17 protein-coding genes are annotated in these 18,916 nt (G+C 51.6%); 3 read left to right on the top strand and 14 right to left on the bottom strand.

Annotation, left to right across the window (positions count from 1 at the left end; translation table 11 throughout):
• Positions 1–56 precede the first annotated feature (56 nt).
• From LIZ87_RS07195 to LIZ87_RS07160, 8 genes are all read right to left on the bottom strand, one after another.
• The gene (locus LIZ87_RS07195) at positions 57–737 is read right to left on the bottom strand and encodes a FadR/GntR family transcriptional regulator (protein ID WP_227146039.1); all 681 of its coding nucleotides are present in this window, start codon (positions 735–737) and stop codon (positions 57–59) included.
• Between the two features lie 143 nt (positions 738–880).
• On the bottom strand, positions 881–1,753 hold the full coding sequence (locus tag LIZ87_RS07190; protein ID WP_227146037.1) for a DMT family transporter: 873 nt from the start codon (positions 1,751–1,753) through the stop codon (positions 881–883).
• Positions 1,754–1,775: 22 nt separating this feature from the next.
• Positions 1,776–2,273: a 4Fe-4S dicluster domain-containing protein gene (locus LIZ87_RS07185; RefSeq protein WP_227146035.1), complete on the bottom strand. Its 498-nt coding sequence runs from the start codon at positions 2,271–2,273 to the stop codon at positions 1,776–1,778.
• A gap of 13 nt (positions 2,274–2,286) precedes the next feature.
• Entirely contained in the window at positions 2,287–4,416 is a 2,130-nt protein-coding gene (locus LIZ87_RS07180; protein ID WP_227146033.1) for a molybdopterin-containing oxidoreductase family protein, read from the bottom strand.
• Positions 4,413–5,693, bottom strand: a complete 1,281-nt coding sequence (locus tag LIZ87_RS07175; protein WP_178314608.1) for an NAD(P)/FAD-dependent oxidoreductase — start codon at positions 5,691–5,693, stop codon at positions 4,413–4,415. Before LIZ87_RS07175 ends, LIZ87_RS07180 begins: the two co-directional genes overlap by 4 nt.
• A gap of 130 nt (positions 5,694–5,823) precedes the next feature.
• Positions 5,824–7,143: an APC family permease gene (locus LIZ87_RS07170; RefSeq protein WP_227146031.1), complete on the bottom strand. Its 1,320-nt coding sequence runs from the start codon at positions 7,141–7,143 to the stop codon at positions 5,824–5,826.
• Between the two features lie 185 nt (positions 7,144–7,328).
• Positions 7,329–8,498 (bottom strand): MalY/PatB family protein, encoded by a 1,170-nt coding sequence (locus LIZ87_RS07165; RefSeq protein ID WP_227146029.1) that lies wholly within the window; start codon positions 8,496–8,498, stop codon positions 7,329–7,331.
• 312 nt (positions 8,499–8,810) lie between these two features.
• Positions 8,811–9,497: a DUF554 domain-containing protein gene (locus LIZ87_RS07160; RefSeq protein WP_178317260.1), complete on the bottom strand. Its 687-nt coding sequence runs from the start codon at positions 9,495–9,497 to the stop codon at positions 8,811–8,813.
• Between the two features lie 155 nt (positions 9,498–9,652).
• Here LIZ87_RS07160 and LIZ87_RS07155 point away from each other — a divergent pair, with 155 nt between their 5' ends.
• Positions 9,653–10,087 carry a RidA family protein gene (locus LIZ87_RS07155; protein WP_227146027.1) on the top strand — a complete coding sequence of 145 codons (435 nt, stop codon included), beginning with the start codon at positions 9,653–9,655 and terminating at the stop codon, positions 10,085–10,087.
• Between the two features lie 207 nt (positions 10,088–10,294).
• Here LIZ87_RS07155 and LIZ87_RS07150 read toward each other — a convergent pair whose 3' ends face one another.
• Positions 10,295–11,296, bottom strand: coding sequence for a Gfo/Idh/MocA family protein (locus tag LIZ87_RS07150; RefSeq protein WP_227146025.1), 1,002 nt, complete (start codon positions 11,294–11,296; stop codon positions 10,295–10,297).
• A 37-nt stretch (positions 11,297–11,333) separates the two neighbouring features.
• Positions 11,334–11,915 carry a nucleoside recognition protein gene (locus tag LIZ87_RS07145; protein WP_227146023.1) on the bottom strand — a complete coding sequence of 194 codons (582 nt, stop codon included), beginning with the start codon at positions 11,913–11,915 and terminating at the stop codon, positions 11,334–11,336.
• 195 nt (positions 11,916–12,110) lie between these two features.
• Between LIZ87_RS07145 and LIZ87_RS07140 the strand changes: the two genes are divergently transcribed.
• Together LIZ87_RS07140 and LIZ87_RS07135 are read left to right on the top strand one after the other, a co-directional pair.
• Entirely contained in the window at positions 12,111–13,448 is a 1,338-nt protein-coding gene (locus LIZ87_RS07140; RefSeq protein WP_227146021.1) for an MATE family efflux transporter, read from the top strand.
• A 135-nt stretch (positions 13,449–13,583) separates the two neighbouring features.
• Positions 13,584–14,228, top strand: coding sequence for a YitT family protein (locus tag LIZ87_RS07135; RefSeq protein WP_227146019.1), 645 nt, complete (start codon positions 13,584–13,586; stop codon positions 14,226–14,228).
• 40 nt (positions 14,229–14,268) lie between these two features.
• On the opposite strand, the gene LIZ87_RS07130 is transcribed toward LIZ87_RS07135, so the two are convergent.
• From LIZ87_RS07130 to LIZ87_RS07115, 4 genes are all read right to left on the bottom strand, one after another.
• On the bottom strand, positions 14,269–14,721 hold the full coding sequence (locus LIZ87_RS07130) for a hypothetical protein (protein ID WP_178316278.1): 453 nt from the start codon (positions 14,719–14,721) through the stop codon (positions 14,269–14,271).
• 69 nt (positions 14,722–14,790) lie between these two features.
• Positions 14,791–15,684 (bottom strand): MerR family transcriptional regulator, encoded by an 894-nt coding sequence (locus LIZ87_RS07125; RefSeq protein ID WP_227146017.1) that lies wholly within the window; start codon positions 15,682–15,684, stop codon positions 14,791–14,793.
• Between the two features lie 226 nt (positions 15,685–15,910).
• A complete protein-coding gene (locus LIZ87_RS07120; protein ID WP_178316277.1) occupies positions 15,911–17,050 on the bottom strand; it encodes an NAD(P)H-dependent flavin oxidoreductase in 1,140 nt (379 codons plus the stop codon).
• Positions 17,050–18,912 carry an acetyl-CoA carboxylase carboxyltransferase subunit alpha gene (locus LIZ87_RS07115; RefSeq protein WP_178316276.1) on the bottom strand — a complete coding sequence of 621 codons (1,863 nt, stop codon included), beginning with the start codon at positions 18,910–18,912 and terminating at the stop codon, positions 17,050–17,052. The genes LIZ87_RS07120 and LIZ87_RS07115 overlap by 1 nt, the downstream gene beginning before the upstream one ends.
• Positions 18,913–18,916: the final 4 nt, after the last annotated feature.

Below are 18,916 nucleotides of genomic sequence, written 5' to 3'. Positions count from 1 at the left end.
CTGGGCGCATGCAGGTTTACTATGAAAGTCCTGCCGCCCGCCGGGCACATGCAGATTTAGTGATAAAATACCTCAAAATATTCCTCATAGACATCCCTGATAAAGATGAGATGCTCCTTCATATAAAAGTAGGCAAATTCGCCGTTGCGGGCCTTCAGGGCAGAGCAGATATTCTGGTGCTGCTCCTCAATCCTGACAGACATGTTTTTCTGTCTTGCCGGAGGCACCAGGCTGCGGATCACCGGCTCGCTCTCCATATTGGTCAGCTCATCGAACCACTTAAGGAGCACTGGATTGTGGGCCGCCGTGATGATCGCGCGGTGGAAATCACCATCCTCCAGATTATCCCTTCTGATCCTCTTTTCAATCTCCCTAAGCTCCTCCTCCGTTGCAATAGAGGCAACCTCCCGCGCAATGGCAGGCTCCAGCAGGATACGCGCATTGGTTGAATTCAGGAACTGCTCCGTGTAGCTTTCCTTTCCCTGATCTTCCTCTACCAGGTCGCTTCCCTCTACCATCACAAAGCTTCCCTTGCCCTTATGCGTCTCTATGACCCCGGCCTCTCCCAGGATCCTCAGCGCCTCCCGCACCGTGATGCGGCTGACGCCCGTCATCTCGATCAGCTCCTTCTCACTGGGAAGAAGCTCTCCCTTTTTGTAAACTCCCTGTATGATCAAATTCTTTATCTGATCGACCACCTGCTCGTAAAGCTTTGGTCTCTCCATCACCCGAAACATGATGCTACCTCCCATTCTTAAGGCTATGAATGCCTTCTGGCTGTCCCAAGAGATCCGCCTTCAAAATTATAGCATAACAAGGTTTCGGGTTGCAATATCATTCACACCCATCCTGCCGTATTGCCATATCAAAAAAACCGGGGCTACCGGCTTTTTTGATACCCATCTATGGTTATGAGCAAAATACTGGTAATAACCAGGCCGCCTCCGGCAGCAATGCCCAGGGTCACCGGATCCTTGAACCAGATCGTTCCAAAGATCACGCTCACCACCGGCTCCAGCATGGAGATAAAGGCGGCAGTGGAAGCTCCCAGGCGGCTGATCCCATACATCATCATAAAATATCCGCCTACGGTAAACAATCCGGAACCGCAGATCAGGAAAAGCCATCCCCCGATCCCTCCTGCCGGGGCAGCCAAGGTGCCTGTCACCGGAGCCAGGATGCCAAACAGCAGGCTTCCCGGAAGGGATACGTAAAACAGTTTTGTCTCTATTGGCAGCTCGTTGGCAGGCCCCTTTTCATTTGCCACCAGATAGCCGCCGTAGGTAAAGGCAGAGACCACTGCCAGCACGATCCCGATCAGAGGCATTTCCCCGCCTGCCCCTGTGAGGAAGGCCATTCCTGTGATGGACACTACAATGGCTGCGATCTGGAGCTTCGTAAAGCCTTCCTTAAATACGGTTCCCATGATAATACATACAATGGAGGGATACAGAAAATTCAGCATGATGGCTGTCCCCACCGGCAGATACAGGTAGCTGTTGTTTAACAAGAGGGCCGTGAGCAGCATTCCGCTGGTTCCCATAACCAGGGCCTGGATGAGTTGGGCAGGCCTGGCTTTAAGGCTGCGCCCTTTTGCCTTTGCCAAAGCCATGCACACCGCAGAGATCGTCAGGTTTGTAAAAAACATGAGGCTGTTCATCGGAAGCCCGTCCACCAAAAGCTGCTTCTGTATGCTGGGCATGATCCCTAAGCAGGTAGCAGCCCCTGCCACAGCCAAAATTCCAACTATCATACTCCTTTTTCATTCCTTTCTGTCAGGCCTTCATCTGAGCAGCCTTTTTCCTCTGTTCTGCAGCCTGACGGGCATTGAACTCCTCCTCCGTCAAGAGGGTCAGGGCGCCTGTGGGGCATATTTTTACACAGGCAGGCAGCAGCCCGGCCTTCTGGCGCTCGATGCAGGCATCGCATTTGCGCATTTTTCCATCCTGTCCAAAGGTAGGAACGCCGTAGGGACATGCCATGGCGCAGGAATGGCAGCCAATACACATAGTCGTATCGTACAGGGTAAAGCCTGTCTCCTTGTCCTTTGTCAGGCAGCCGCTGGGGCAGCCCATGACGCAGGGGGCATCGGCACAGTGCATACAGCTTACGGAGTAAAAATGCAGATCCCCTGCCTTTCCCTCCAATGTAAAGGTATTGCGGAAGGGCTGCTCCCCTGCCGGTATATCAATATCGTTCTGATCCATGCAGGCCAGCGCGCAGGCGCCGCAGGCAGAACATTTTTCCGAATCAAAAAACAGATAGCGTTTCATTGCCAGTACCTCCTTAAGCCTTTTTCACTGCACAGCGGGTAGAGCGGTAAGCAGGGAAGCCGGAATAGGGATCCAGATGATCTCCATCCATGATACTCTCCGCATCTGCCTCCGAATATCCGTGGAACAGGTTTACAAGCCCCTCCTGTACAGTAAGAGTGGGATGGACCTTTACAGTCAGAGAACCCTTTTCTGTGGAAATGGTGATGAGATCCCCTTCCTTTACTCCCAGCTTTTCACAGTCTCCCAAATTCATATCCGCCATTGGGTCAGGCCGCAGGGACCGATTTCTCGGCACCTTGTGCAGGCGGCTGTGGATCGCTCCTGGGATGCGGGAGCCGGAGGTGAACACAAAGGGGTATTTCTCCGGGTCTGCATCGTTTAAGGGCTGCCTGTAGGTTGGCAGGGGATCTAAGCCCCACTCCGGATGGCGCTCAATGATCGCGCTCTTCAGCTCAAATTTTCCGGTCAGGGTAGGAAGTCCTTTCTCCAGCATTTCCATATCCTTATGGTGTGTCACCTCTGCGATCTTTACAGGCAGCTCCACCTTTTTCAATTCATCTACGGTTACATGGAAATCATCCAGGATATAATGCTGGATAAAATACTCATAGCCCTTCTTCAGCACTTCATCCGGCAGATCCATCACACGGGCAAGCTCCGTGCAGATCTCCACATCGCTCTTTGCTTCCCCGATGCGCTCGATCACAGGGCTTGTATACCATGCAAGTCCGCCGTGGTAGGGCTTAAACTCTCCTCTCTCAAAGGAGGAGCAGGCAGGCAGGACAATGTCCGCCCATTTTGCCGTGTCTGTCAAAAACAGATCTGTGTCCACAAAGAAGTCCAGGCTTTCCAGGGCCTTAAACATTCTCCCTGAATCCGGGAACATGCGCCCGTTCAGTCCCAGAGCAAAGATGGCGCGCAGCGGATATGGCTTTCCCTCCAGTATCTGACGGGGCATATCCATTGCCTGCATTTCCCCTTCCAGATAATTCCAAAGAGGGAAGCGCTCTGCGCCTACCGGCTCCTTTGCCTCCTTTGGCCTGTTCTCATACAGGTAATCGTGCTCCCTTGTCTCAAAGCCGCAGGCAACATGCATGAAGGTGTGAGGATTTAATATCTGTCCCCCTGTCCTGTCAAAGTTGCCTGTGATGGCCAAAAGGGCCATAACGGATCTGTAATTCTGCAGGCCGTTGCGGTGATGGCACAGTGGTGCGGAGGATTCGTTGCAGCTCATCTTCGGGTTTTCGTGGATCATCTGCGCTGCCTTTACCACCAGTTCATATGGCACCCCTGTGAGCTCCTCCACATTGGTCTCATTAAACTGCTTTACGTACTCCGCATATTCCTCAAAACCGTATACGTATTTGTCAATATAGGGCTTGTCGATCCATCCGTTTTCGATCAGCACATTGGCAATGGCATGGGCCAGGGCTCCGTCCGTACCGGATTTCGGCTGGAGGAACAGATCTGCCAGCTTTTCCGAGGTGGGAGTGCGCCTTGTATCCACGATGATAAACTTCAGTCCCTTTTCCTTTAACTCCATGGCATGCTTTGCGCCCATATACCTGGAGTAGAAGGGATTGAAGGCCCAGCCTAAAAACAGGTCGGAATTTTCCATATCAGGATCTCCCTGCTCCCCTGCTGCCATCTTCCAGGCCATGAAAGCTGCTGTGTAGCAGGCGCTGGACTCACAGCCGTAGTTGGGGCTGCCAAAGGCATAGGCCAGACGCCTTAAGGTCTGGCGGTACCATTTGGAGTAGCCGGAATAGAAGGCAACGCTCTCAGGGCCATAGGTTTCCTTGCGGGCATTCAGCTGCTTTGCGATCTCTGCATAGGCCTCGTCCCAGGAAATAGGCTCAAACTTTCCTTCTCCCCGCTTTCCTATCCGCCTTAAGGGTGTCTTAATCCGGTCTTCCCGGTAAATATATTCACGATTGGCCATGCCCTTTGTGCAAAGGCGTCCGTCACTTACCGGATGGCCGTCGATTCCTTCAATTTTGATCACTTTTCCATCTTTGATATATGCATTGATACCGCAATGCATGCCCGGAGAGCAGATATCGCACATGGTATGGCGTACCTCTATCCCTGTATCCTCTCCCGGAATTTTCGCCTTTATCCTACGCTCTAATTCAGTCATACTGCTGCCTCCAAATAATCCATAAATCCCTGCTCCAGCCCATAGTGCATGAGCTGTCCTCTCTGCTCCGGCGTAAAGGTGCAGCCCTCTCCCCGAAGGATCTTTATCAGATGTGCCTTTAAAATGCCGGATATCCCATAGTTGTCCAGAATGTTGAAGCCCACAGGCCTTCCATCCTTTATGACAGCCTGAAGGTAAAAGCCCTTTTCTCTGTTCACATAGGTGTATGTATCGCCTGTTATGCGGTTATCTCCCAGGCCGATGAAATCCATATCCAGGAAATGGGTGATATTGTGGAGGATGTTGCCGTCAGTCTCTGCCTGTCCTCCCGCCATGTTTGCTCCTGCCACACGTCCCTGGACGCCTGCATTGGCCCACAGGCCAATGATCTGGGTCTGGCCGGACTGGAGGTTATTACCCTGGCAGCAGTCTCCTGCAGCGTAAATTCCTTCTGCAGAGGTCTGCATTTTCTCATCCACCACGATCCCCCGCTCGATCCTTACCTCCTCAGGATCCAGGATACCCGTGGCTGCCCTGGTTCCGATGTTGAGCACCAGCATCTCTGTCTCGATCACACTGCCGTCTCCCAGATGCACGGTGTAGCCTGTCACATTTCCCTGCTCATCGCAGTGCTCCTCCGCCGCTGTGATGGCCTGGCCAAAGGCAATATCCATGCCCATAGCGCGGATGCGTTCCTCTATGATCTCTGATACCTCCGGGTAAGCGGCAAGGGCAAAGATATGGGGCGCCATATCGGCCAGGGTCACATGTGTCCCCTGCTTATAGAGAAGCTCTGCTACTTTGATCCCAACCATGGATGCTCCTACTACCACTGCATTCTTATAATGTCTGGCTGCCACTGCATCATGGAGCTTAACGGCATCCTCCACTGTCCTCATGCAGAAGGCTCCTTTTAAGCCGCCAAAGGAACCCGGCACAAAGGCCGATGCCCCTGTGGCTATGAGGATCTTATCGTATGTCCTCTCTGTGCCGTCCTCTGTCACCACTGCCTTATCCGCTGCCCGGACTGCCTTTACCGCCGTACCCGCGATCACATGTGCGTCATATCTGGAAGCGATCTCCTCCAGGCTCCCAAAGGGAAACATGCCTTCAAAGGGCAGGCGCCCCGCTGCATAATAGGTGGTAAGCATGGGATTATAGGGAGGCATAGCTGTATTGCTGTATATATCTACAGAGGCCCTGCTGCCGGACTGCCGTATGGCTTCCAGGGCGTGATAGCCGGCGCAGCCGAAACCAATGATTGCAAAACGTTCCATATTGCCTTACTTTGACCCCTTTCATTGTTCTTTCTCAATTATTATACTGCTTTAGCTGGAAAAAAGGATGCTTTTGGCATCCTCTTTTCCGCTTGTTCAGTCCCTGTGCCACAGGGGCTGCATCTTGTCTTTAACGGGCCTTTTTGGAAGCCACATATTTATGACGTACCTGTGTATATACGAACAGGATCACAATATAAATTCCGCATGCAATAGCTGCCGGAACTGTCAGGTCTGACAGGTTTACATAGGAGGTTCCTAACATCAGTACGCCGATCACCAGAAGGATCCCATGAAGCGCGCCCTCTGACATATAGAATGCGGACTTCTTGTACTCCTCCGGCAGATGCTTCGGAAGTCTCCAGCATGCCAGCAGTACCATGAACTCAGTGATCATATCTGTTCCAACGCCCATGTTGGAGATCAGGGTCAGGTCCATGCCTGTAGCGATCGGCACAGCGCCCATTATGAAGAACACGCCCAGGATGATCACAGGAACACCGTTCTTGTTCTCCTCTGCAAATTTTTCCGGAAGCCAGCCTTCCTTTGCTGCTGCCTGAAGGCCTCTTGTAACCCAGCTTAAGGTTCCGTTTAAGGTGGTCAGCAGTGCAAAGATCGCGCCGCCGAATACAAAGAAGAGGTACAGCCAGGTCGGGAAGATCTCCTGTGCAACTAAGGTCAGGTTCTGGAATGCAACATCCTCTACAGGAAGCACACCTGCTGCCACAACACCGATCAGAGCATAGAATACTGCAACGATGGAGGTGGAAAGTACGATCACCTTAGGAATGGTCTTTGCAGGCTCCATAATATCATCGCCGTTTTCCGCCACGAACTTCGCGCCGCCGCAGGCAAAGCTTAAAAGGGCTACGCCGGTAAAGAAGTTCTTCGGTCCGTCCGGCATGATATTCTGTGTGGTCAGCGCAAGGGTATCCCAGTGAACCTTCGGAAGGCCGAAAACAATAAACAGGAACAGGCTGGTCATCAGGAAGGCAACCATGCACTTCTGAACCTTGGCGCTGGACTGAAGCCCCACAAGATTGACGCCCGTACAGGCGATCAGGGCCACCATGGCTACCACCGCCTCGCTGAAGCCTGTAAAAATCGAGCAGAAGTAGCTTGCAAAGCCCTTTGCGTAGGTAGCGATCAGTACCTGGCTTAACACGAACATGCCAATGTACATGAAGCCTGCCTTATCTCCCATCAGGCGCTTTACGTAGGTGTAACCTGCGCCGGAGGCCGGGATGGTAGATGTCAGGATGATAAAAGGTACACAGGTGGCAATGGCTAACAGTGCGCCCAGGATAAATGCGTAAGGCGTTCCATGTCCTGTAAGGCCGATCACAACGCCTGTCAGTACCATGATGCCGGAGCCGATGATCTGTCCGATCGCAAGACCCATGCAGTCGGAAAAGCTGATTTTTTTGTGAGTATTTTCCGTATTACTCATGCGTATTTCCCCCTTATTTTTCCCTCCGGCCCCTTTCAGGGTCCGGCAGGTTTTATCACTTTGTTTTCAAAGCCTGCATGCGCCCGGCAGGCAGACGCTCTGCCGCACTATAAAAGTCCGGCGGGCGCATTTGGCATATCTGAATACATGCCGCCTATCCGGCGGCAGGACTTTCACAGCAACCGTTACCTGACATACTTTTCATACATCTTTTCCAGCTGCAAAAGACCCTTCATAAGCGTCTCTCTTGCACAGCCGATATTGAATCTCATAAAGCCCTCTGCCTGCTTTCCGTAATGGCTTCCATCTCCTAAAGCCAGGCCGTATTCCTTTGCAAGGATGGTGGTGATCTCTCCGCTTGTAAGGCCATAGCAGTTCATATCCAGCCACATAAGGAAGGTTCCCTCATGCTTTGTCACCTTCACCTTCGGCATGTGCTCTGCAATATAGGCTGTGACGATCTCGGCATTGCCCTTTAAATATTCCTTCTGCTCTTCCACCCATTTGTCACCGTATGTATAGGCTGCCTCAATGGCTGTAAATGCCAGGTCGCTGGGACCAAACATCCAGCAGGCATCATAGCTGTCGGAGATCTGCTGCTTTAACTCCGGATTCGGGATGATCATGCAGGAAGAGCCAAAGCCTGCCATATTGAAGGTCTTGCTGATCGCTGTGTATACCACCAGCTTCGGATAAATCTCCTCAAACCTTCCCGCTGTGGTGTAGGGACGGGTCAGGCCGAAATCTGCATGGATCTCATCACTTAACAGATATACGTCATACTTCACACAGAGGTCTACAAGCTGCTTCATCTCCTCCTCTGTCCATACGCGTCCGATGGGATTGTGAGGATTGCAGAATACAACTGCCTTTACACCATTTTTCAGTTCTTCCTCAAACCGTTCAAAGTTGATGGTGTAGTAGTTGTCCTTATAATCCAGAGGACAGTCTACCAGCGTGTGGCCGCTGTTCTTAACTGCTGCAAAGAAGGGGTCATATACCGGTGTAAATACCAGCACCTTTTCTCCCTTTGGCACTGTTACATTGAGCGTAAAATAAATACCTGTCACCACGCCGTAGCTTAACAGCATCCAGCTGGTATCCGGCTTCCACTGATAGTGGCGCTCCCACCATCCCTGGATCGCCTCATACTCCTTGCCTGTCGGGTTTGAATACCCGATAATGGGGTGCTCGCATCTCTTCTGAACAGCCTGAAGGATCTCAGGAACGGAAGCAAAGTCCGTGTCTGCAATCCAGAAGGGCAGCAGCCCGTCCTTCTGTCCGAAGGATTTCTGGTCGTTCCACTTAATACTGGTTGTGCCCCTGCGGTCGATTACTTTGTCGAAATCATACATAACGCACATATCCTTTCTTAATGGTTGCCTTGTCTTTTGTCGATGGAGTGTAAACTTGTTATGTCACAAGACACCTTTATTTCGTGTTATGTATTATAACAAGTTAGTTCCAATTTTTCAAGTGCCTATTGATATTTTTTTGTACAAAACTACAAAAATAAAGTTTTGCACAAAGATTCTGTTGGAGACTTGTGCATTTTGTTTAGAATATCATGTGATGAGCTAAGATATGAAATACAATTTGAAAAGGCCTTCTTCCCGGCAGCCAGCGGCCAGCCGGAAGAAGGCCCTCTTTTCTGCGCGCCTGCAGTCCTACAGGCCCAGAGCAGCCATGACCGTTATGGCGGCCGGAGGCACGAAGAGTACCGGAAGCAGATTTAAGGTCTTGATCTGCTTGATCCCCAGAATACCCAGGCCGCTGCTCAGGATCAGGATGCCTCCCACCAGACTGATCTCTGTCATAAGGCTCTCTGTGATAAAGGGAGCGATCAGCCTGGCAGCCACAAAGATGCTTCCCTGCCAGCAGAAAAGCACTGCCGCTGCAATGGCCACCCCAAAGCCAAAGGTGGAGCTGAGTACAATGGAGGTCACGCCATCCAGCATTGCATTTGTAAACAGATAGGTATTATCCCCATTTAAAGCGCTCTGTATAGGCCCCAAAATGGACATTGTGCCTGTACAGAACAAAAGGATAGCCGTGGAAAGCCCCTGCGCCAGGTTAGAACCGCCGGAAAACCTTCCCACCATATTCCGAAAGGACGTATCCAGATCCAAAAAAGTGCCTATGACTCCACCCAATGCCAGACTTACGATAAACAGTACATGGTATCTGGAATTCGGCATGGCCTGGGCAATGGTCCCTATGCCCAGCGCTGTGGCCACAAGGCCCATGGAGTCCAGCATGATCGTTTTATACTTTTCCCCGATCCCGTTTTTCAGTCTGCTGCCTGTAATGCTCCCCACAAGGATCGCCCCCGTATTTGCGATCGTACCTATCATATGTAACCATCTCCTTCTAATAATTTTGTTTGACCCCTTGCTTTTTCAAGTGTTTTAACTTATTATATATTATATCATGTTTGCCGGCGAAGTAAAGAGTTTTTTCTCTCTCCGGCAGGCAGGGACGAAAACATATTATAAAAGGAGAGATCATTATGAGCAAATCAGTTATCGCAACAAGCAATGCGCCGGCTGCTATCGGACCTTATTCCCAGGCCATCTGCACCAACGGCATCATCGCTACCTCCGGGCAGTTTCCCATTGACCCGGCTACGGGAAAGCTGGCTGAGGGCGGCATCAAGGAGCAGACAGAGCAGTGCTTTAAGAATCTGGAGGCCATCTTAGCAGAGGCCGATCTGACAGTGGACAATATCATCAAGACCACTGTTTATCTGGCAGATATCAAGGATTTTGCAGCCATGAACGAGATCTATGCAAAGCACATCACCTCCGACTACCCGGCCAGAAGCGCTTTCCAGGTAGGAGCACTTCCTATGGGAGCACTGGTAGAGATCGAAGCACTGTGCGCAAGAGGAGAGATCCCGACAGTAGAGTACCTGAAGGGGGAGTGCAGCTCCTGCAACGCATAACCATCTGAAAAGCAATACCCGCAGATCTTCCTAATACAAAAGCAGACAGCCATCTTTCCGGCTGGAAGGCTTAAGCTCCTTCTTCGCCGCACTATGGCTGTCTGCCTTTTTATTCCCTGTCTTTGTATTGCTGCCTGCACTCATTGCAGCTGCCCGGCCGCATTCCTCTGTCCCCGCTGCCGTAAGCCTCCGACCGCCGTCCGGCCCTTACCAAACTTCCCCAGGATACTTCATCCCCCATTCCTTCCGAAGCTGTGTCATGATCGCCATCACATCTCTGGAGTGGGAGAGCTTCATAAGCTCTGTCCTTCCCTGAAGGACAGCTGCTTCCATATCCTCCATCTCATACCGGAGGGCTTTGGCTGTCTCTCCTGCCTCGATCTCCTCCCGCGCTCCAGTCTCGGCATCCACGATCACGGCCTTTGCTGCCCTGGGATATTCCATGATCTCAATGTAGGCCTTTTCGCAGCTTATCACGATGCGCTTCGGCTGCTTGGAATGAAGGCTCAAGGCAATGGCTGCCATCTGCCCGTCCTTGTTCATGAGAAGAATGGACGCCTGTTCGTCCGCTCCCGTTGGGGCCGGACGCATCTGGCTCAATACCTGGTCTGGCTGGCTCTTCATAAAGCTTCTTACCGCACTTATGGCATACACGCCAATATCTAACAGAGCTCCTCCCGCCAGATCCATATTAAAGAAGCGGTTTGACATGTTATATTCCTTAAAGCTGCCGAAATTCGCAGTGATCATCTGCACCTTTCCCAGCTTTCCGCCCTCTGCCATTTCCCACAGCTTTTTATAAACCGGCATATGCCAGATCGTCATAGCCTCCGCAAGCACAAGCCCCTTTTTTTCTGCCAGGGCTGCCATTTCCTCCAGCTCCCTGCTGTTTAGCGTAACCGACTTCTCCGCCAGGACATGCTTCCCATTCTCCAAAGCCTTTTTCATAAATCCATAATGGGTATTGTGAGGTGTGGTGATGTAGATGACATCCACCTTCGGATCCGTAAACATTTCCTCAAAGCTGTCGTAAACCTTCTCCACCCCATACTTCTCTGCAAAGGCGACCGCCTTTTCATGGGTCCTGTTCCCCACTGCATACAGCCCATGTCCCATGCTCTTAAGCGCAGCCGCCATCTCGTTGGCAATAACCCCTGTTCCGAGAACAGCCCAGTTTAAGTGGGCGGGTGTTGTTTTATCTGTATTCATGGATTTGCCTCCTTTTGGTTTTGTGATTTCTATCATATCACATTTTGGGGCTCCTATCCATCACCTTACAAAACACAACCGCCGCCACCGTACTCAAAAATGTCGCCGCCAGCGCCGGGCCCACGATGATGGTGGGGGAGGGGCTGCCGTATTGGCTGCGGTAAGCGATCATATTCATTGGGAGGAGCTGGAGGGAGGAGATGTTGAGGATCAGGAAGGTGCACATCTCGTTAGTGGCTGTGCCGGAGGCCCGGGACTGTTTCTTTAGCTCCTCCATGGCTTTCAGCCCTGCAGGAGTAGCGGCCCAGCCCAGGCCCAGCACATTGGCGATGATGTTGACGGAAATGTGCTTTGCAGCCTCGCTTTCCGGGGACAGCCTGGGAAATAAGAAGGCCAAGAGGGGTGTCAAATGTCTGGAAAGCTGACCGATCAGGCCTGCCCGCTTTCCGATCTCCAGAACTCCTGTCCACAGGGACATGACTCCCAGCATAGTGATGCTTAGGGACACTGCCTCCTTTGCCGCCCCCAGGGCTCCCTCTGTCACCGCAGGAAGCTGTCCATGAACGGCTCCCCACAATATTCCTATAAGGATCATACCAGACCAGAGATAATTCAGCATCCTTTATTCCCTTTTTCCTTCCTTCTCCTTACTAATATATGCTTCCCATCCCCTGGCCCATAACCTGCCAAAAGTAACTGTTGCCGTTTTTCTGTTTTCGCGTTAGTATAGGGAGGATGACTGCTGCACAAACCGGGCCAAAGGTACCGGATGCAGTCAAAAAACCTTACTACATGATACAGGAGTTATGTTTCCATGAAAACCGCCAGCCAGGATCTCACAACGGGATCCATTTCCAGAAAGATGCTTTTTTTCAGCCTTCCGCTGATGCTCTCCAATCTGCTGCAAGTCCTTTTCAATATGTCGGATATAGCCGTGATCGGACGCTTTGCCGGTCCCATGTCACTTGGAGCAGTCGGATCCACGACCACCCTTGTCTCTATGTTTACAGGCTTTCTCATCGGGCTTTCCGCCGGGATCAATGCATTGACCTCACTCTATTTCGGTGCCAAAAACCGCTCTGCACTGACGCAGACCGTTCATACGGCTGCCATTGTAAGCCTTCTCATCGGCCTCTTCCTCATGGCAGGAGGGATCGTCTCTGCCCGTCCTGTCCTTCAGCTTTTACATACCAAAGAGGAGCTGATGGACGGCGCTGTCCTGTACCTGCATATTTATCTCACAGGAATGCCGGCGCTGGCAATCTACAACTACGGAAATGCTGTATTTTCCGCAACCGGGGATACCAGCCGTCCTCTGCGCTACTTAAGCATTGCAGGAGCTGCAAACATTGTAATGAATCTTTTCTTCGTTATCGTCTGCCGTCTGGATGTGGCCGGCGTTGCTCTCGCAAGCGCCCTTTCCCAGTACATGTCGGCAGCCATGATCCTTGCCGCCCTCATCCGCAGCCGCGATATTTATGCACTGCAGCCCCGGCTTCTGCGGATCCACAGACGGCATGCAAAGGATATCCTGCGTCTCGGCTTATCCTCCGGCCTGCAAAATGCCATCTTTGCAATTGCCAACCTCTTTATTCAGATGGGTGTCAATTCCTTTGATGCCATTATGGTGGCCGGAAATTCCGCAGCTGCGAACTCCGATACGCTGGTCTATGACATGATGGCTGCCTTCTACACGGCCTGTATCAGCTTTATGGGGCAGAACCACGGCGCAGGGAAGAAGGAGCGTGTGCTGAAAAGCTATTTCATCAGCCTCGGCTACTCCTTCGGCATCGGCGCAGCCATGGGACTTCTTCTCAATTTGTTCGGAAACCAGTTCCTTTCTCTCTTTACCACGGATCCCCAGGTCGCTGCCGCCGGTATGTACAGGCTGAGGATCATGGGCTTCTCCTACTGTCTCTCCGCCTTCATGGACGGTACGATCGCGGCCTCCCGCGCAATGGGAAAAAGCCTTGTCCCCACTGTCATTGTGATCCTCGGCTCCTGCGTATTCCGGGTGCTCTGGGTCTACACGATCTTCGCCCATTTTAGGACGATCCCGTCCCTGTACCTGCTCTACAGCGTTTCCTGGACGCTGACAGCCCTGGCGGAAATCGCCTACTTTGCCCATATCTACCGCAGGGAGATGCGTTAACCGCCTCTCCCTGCTCCAGCCTTCCTCCCGGCAGCCGCGGTGCAAAATGCGGCAGCTCACGTTTTTATTGTCCTTGCAAATATCTCCATAATATGTTATGTATCTTATTATCGAAAATAGAAAGGATGTTTTATTATGCAGCAGCCGAAAAAGCTGTCCATGGTCCTGTCTATCCTCCTTGGGACCGCTATCACTACCTTTGGCATTTACAATGTCCACCATCAGGCAGATATCACGGAAGGAGGCATATTGGGGCTCATACTGCTGCTCAACTATTGGCTGGGGCTGCCCTCCTCTGTGGCCTCCCCTGTGCTGGACGGCCTGTGTTATATACTGGGCTTCCGGTATCTGGGAAAGGAATTTCTGAAAACCTCCCTGTTTGCCACCTTCTCCATGGCCTGCTTTTTTGGCCTCTGGGAAATGTTTCCCCCTGTTCTTCCCAGCCTGGCTCCCTATCCCCTGGCTGCCGCCATTGCAGGAGGCTGCTTTATCGGGATCGGCTGCGGCCTGGTAGTGCGGCAGGGCGCTTCCTGTGCCGGGGATGATGCCCTGGCTCTGGTGATCTCCAAGGTGGCAAATTGCAGGATCTCAAAGGCATATCTGTTTACGGATATTACCGTTCTCCTGCTTTCCCTGTCCTATATACCGGCAAGACGCATTGTCTATTCCCTGATCACAGTTACCATATCATCATTTCTCATTGACTTTATACAGAATTTCAAAGGCAAACTCCCAGCAGGAATAAAGCCCCATAAAACAGAAAGCCGGCGGTTCCCATGAAAAACCGCCGGCTTTCTGTTTATTTGTATTTTTTTATCCATTAACGAACACCAAACTTTGTGCCTCTCCGGATGGTTCCGTTGCTGTTCCACTCCGTATATACATAGGGGCTGCCGTTTGTCGTACCGTTTTCCGTGAAATGATAGGTCTCACCTCTGACAGTAATATCACCTGTGCGCAGCTTGCAGCTGTTGCTGTCCATATAGTAGACATTGCCGTTGATCTTTAACAGGCCTGACTGAAGCTCCCCTGTGTCAGAAGCAAAATACCAGTCTCCATCCTTCTGGATCCATCCTGTCTTCATAAGCTGGTCATATCCAAAGTAAAACCAGTGATTCTTGTACGATACCCAGTTATTGGTGCAGTACTGCCCTGATCCCCACTGATATTTTACGCCCTTTCCTGTCCCTGCGAATCCGGCTGCCATGGATGTCATGGCGCTTCCTGCTGTCAGAGCAAGGGCCAATACTGTAACTGCAAAGCGTCTCTTCATACAAATACCTCCTGATATCAAATCATCTCTTGCTTTGACACCAGTCTATACCCTGGAGTTGCTCCAAGGTCAATATACGTAAGAGGATTGTAAGAATTCTCCACCCTCCAGGGGCATGTAAAGCTCCAGGCAATACATGTTTTGCTCCTCGCTAAACAGTGAAGACATTACGTTTGCATATACCGTCTTTCCCGCCTTCAGGCCATTCATTCGGCCCCATTCCACCATTTTTCTGATGCTTTCCTCTGACGGAAAAATGTCCTTTGATTTTATCGCCGTATAAATACATTCTGTTTCTTCTGTTTCCCGGCGTTCTTCACAGCAGGCATCCTTTTCCAGCTCCTGCTCCACATCTTTATATAAAAGAAGCTTTACTCCCCGCTTTATGAGCCTTCCGTTTTCATAGGACAGGACATTGTAAAAGTATGTCATGTCCAGCCCCTCTGTCTCTGATGCCAGGCTGAACCACTGCAGCAGCCCCTTTTGGAAATCCTCACAATATCCCATGATATATGCACTCGGAAATTTTCGCAGATAGCATTTTCCCGCGGTTCTTTCCACCTGCTCTATATCGCGGCTTACCAGCTTCAGCCTAAGGATCGCCCGCCTATGCTGCCTGATCGCCGCCTCCTCCTCTGCAATACGCCTGGAAAGATGGTCCTGTATGCCTTGGCTCCTTCCTTTTATCAGGCCTTCTATTTCTTCCAGACTGGTATTCATTTTTCTGTGATAGATGATATACATCAGTCTGTAAATATCATTTTCAGAATAATAGCGGTATCCATTTTCCTTTTTCTTCGCAGTGATGATCCCCTTTTTCTCATAAAACCGCAGGGTATCCCTGCTTAAGCCCACCATACGGGCCACATCCCCGATCAGGTATTCTGCCTTTTCCTCCTGCATAAGCTTCCCACCTGAAGCAGCTCCCATAATGACACTTCCTTTTCCATATGCTTTTACCACATCATCTTAATTCCATCTCTCCAAAGAGTCAATGGACCGCAGGAAGCTGACAGGGAATCGTAATAAAAAAGAAAGGTAAGTTATCCACAATCAAAATCTTGTATTTTCCCGATTTCAAACCGCATATCTTGTGTGGACGGTGGATAATGTGGATAACTTTGTGGATAAGCATGTTAATAATATGGGGAAAAAGAATCCGTCGGCATACACCGGCGGATTTTGTTTTCTATATTCCCATCAAGGCATCCATCACCTCATCCACAGTCTCCATCCGCTCCGCCCTGTAGGCATTGCTTCCGCAGAACAGCAGGGCGTTATCCACATCGCCTGTGGCCGCATTTACAAGGGCCTGGGTGATGCAGTAGGGGATGGTGCGGATATCGCATTTTTCCAGGCACTGGAAGCAGGACTTGATGGCTGGGCGTATCCCTTCCTTTATCTGACTTAAGAAGGGGTTTAAGATCGCCCTTCCCGGCATTCCAACCGGACTCTGGGTGATGACGATATCCTCCTTGCAGGCCTTGATGTAGGACTCCTTGTAGGCCTCTGAAGCATCGCACTCCTTCGTTGTCACAAAGCGGGTGGCTACCTGGACGCCCTCGGCCCCCAGCTCAAGCTGGTGGAGTACATCCTCGTGGGTGTAAATACCTCCGGCTGTCACCACCGGGATATGCTTTCCATATTTTTCCCCATACTCCTTTACCACCTGGATAATCTTCTTTATCTCTTCATCGTATTCATCCTTGTGGTAGGTAGCGGGCACATCCTCTGTGTCAGCACCGTAGGCTGTCAGCTGCTCCTTGGAAAAGCCTAAATGGCCTCCGGCTAAGGGGCCCTCTATTACGACCAGGTCCGGTGCAGTATGGGCCTTTCTGTCCCACATGCGGCAGATAACAGATGCGGACTTTGCAGATGATACAATGGGAGCCATCTTGATGCGGCGCTTGGGAAGAGGAAGGCCGGCTGCCTTCATCTCCTCGTAGGCTGCTTTCACATGATCCGGCAGGGAAACAGGAAGCCCGGCTCCTGAGATAATGATATCTGCACCAGCCTTAACAGCCTCCTTCACCCACATATCGTAGTGCCTGGAGGCAACCATGATATTAAACCCGATGGCCCCTTCCGGCGAGATCTCCCTGGCTGCCTTCATCTCCCTGCGGATGGCTCTTAAATTGGCTTCCACAAAGTTGGTGGTAAAATCCGGCTCCATGAACCCGATCTGGGCAGAGGAGATGATTCCCATTCCCCCTGCCTTTGCAACTGCGCCAGCCAGCTTGTGAAGGCTGATGCCTACGCCCATTCCACCCTGGATGATGGGCTTTACTATCTCTAAATCACCTATGACCAATGGTTTTAATTTGTTCATCACATTCTCCTGAATCTCTCATATCTGTGCTCTGCCAATTCTTCCTTTGTCATAGCAAGATAGGTTTCAAAGAACTCTGCCATGGCGTTGTCCATATATTCTGTAAGTCGGTAGAGATTATCTGTGCAGGCAGGCTCCTCCTCAGGCACGATCCGTTCGATCAGGCCCAGTTTCTTTAGATCTCCTGCCGTTACCTTCATTACTTTTGCAGCCTCAGGGGCCTTTTTGCTGTCCTTATAAAGAATGGAAGCAAAGCCCTCCGGTGAAAGGATGGAGTAGATCGCATTTTCCAGCATCCAAACCTCGTCTGCCACAGCCATTGCCAGGGCTCCGCCGCTTCCGCCCTCACCGATGACAACAGACAGCACAGGAACACTCAGATCTGACATTTCAAACAGGTTTCTTGCAATAGCCTCTCCCTGGCCCCTCTCCTCAGCCTCCAAGCCGCAGAAGGCTCCAGGGGTATCCACAAAGCAGATAACGGGGCGTCCGAAGGTCTCCGCCTGCTTCATCAGGCGCAGGGCCTTGCGGTAGCCGTCCGGGGAAGGCATACCGAAATTGCGTTTGATATTGTCCTTTGTATTCTTTCCCTTCTGCTGCCCAATGACAGTGACAGGCATGCCGTGGAACATGGCGATACCGCCTACAATGGCTCCATCGTCCTTAAAGTATCTGTCTCCGTGGAACTCGATAAATTCGTCAAAGATCGCTTCGATGTAATCTGTGGCAACGGGGCGGTCCGCCTTTCTGGACAGAAGGACGGTGTCCCAGGCTGTTTTCTCTGCCGTGCCCTGAGGAACCGGTGCTTCCCCGGAAGTCTCTGTCCCTCCGGCTTCTGCGGCAGCTCCATTCTCTGACATATCTGCCCCGGCAGCTTCTTCCATCGTCCTGGTCTCCCGGACTTCTCCTGACGGCATCGCCTCCGCCGTTCCCAGGCCCTCCCGCCTGGCCTTCAGGGCCTCGGCAAAGTCCTCCGGCATTTTCCGCTCCACATTCATCTTGTGGCTGCGGTGCATATACAATATCTGGCCTATTACCCGCTTCTGGTCACGGCGCTCCACGATCTTATCCACAAAACCATGCTCCAGCAGAAACTCCGCTCTCTGGAACCCCTCCGGCAGCTTCTGACCAATGGTCTGCTCGATCACCCTGGGGCCTGCAAAGCCGATCAGGGCATGGGGCTCTGCCAGGATAATATCTCCCAGCATGGCAAAGCTGGCAGTGACGCCTCCCGTAGTGGGGTCTGTGAGAACGCTGATAAACAGCTGCCCGGCCTCGTGGTGACGCTTTAAGGCAGCGGAGGTCTTTGCCATCTGCATCAGGGAAACGATCCCCTCCTGCATCCTGGCTCCGCCGGAACAGGCAAAAAGGATAACGGGAAGCTTCTCCCTTGTTGCCCGCTCCACGGCCTCTGTGATCTTCTCTCCGACCACATGGCCCATACTGCTCATGATAAAGCGTGCATCGCAGACGCCAATGACCGCAGGATTACCTTCGATCTTTCCCTTTCCGGTGACAATGGCCTCATTCAGATGGCTTTTTTCCCTTGCGGCCATTACCTTTTTCTCATATCCCGGGAAATCCAGCGGATTGGAGAAGTTCATTTCCTTATTCCACTCCTCAAAGGTCCCCTCATCCACCAGCATCTCGATCCGGCGGTAGGCATGGACACGGAAATAACCATCGCATTTTGGGCAGACGTAATAGTTGTTCATTACGTCCTCCACGTATATGGGCTGGCCGCATTTGTTGCACTTGCGCCACATTCCCTGTGGGATCGCCGGTTCCTCCCCGGCTTTGGTCTGGGGCCTGAACTTTGTATCGATTTTTGTATACGTTTTCTTGAACATGTTACGCAGCATAAAT

The organism is Lacrimispora sp. 210928-DFI.3.58 (assembly GCF_020554865.1).
Lineage (GTDB): Bacteria > Bacillota > Clostridia > Lachnospirales > Lachnospiraceae > Enterocloster.
Note: the sequence above shows the minus strand (reverse complement) of the source record. Positions and strands in the feature narration are given on the sequence as shown.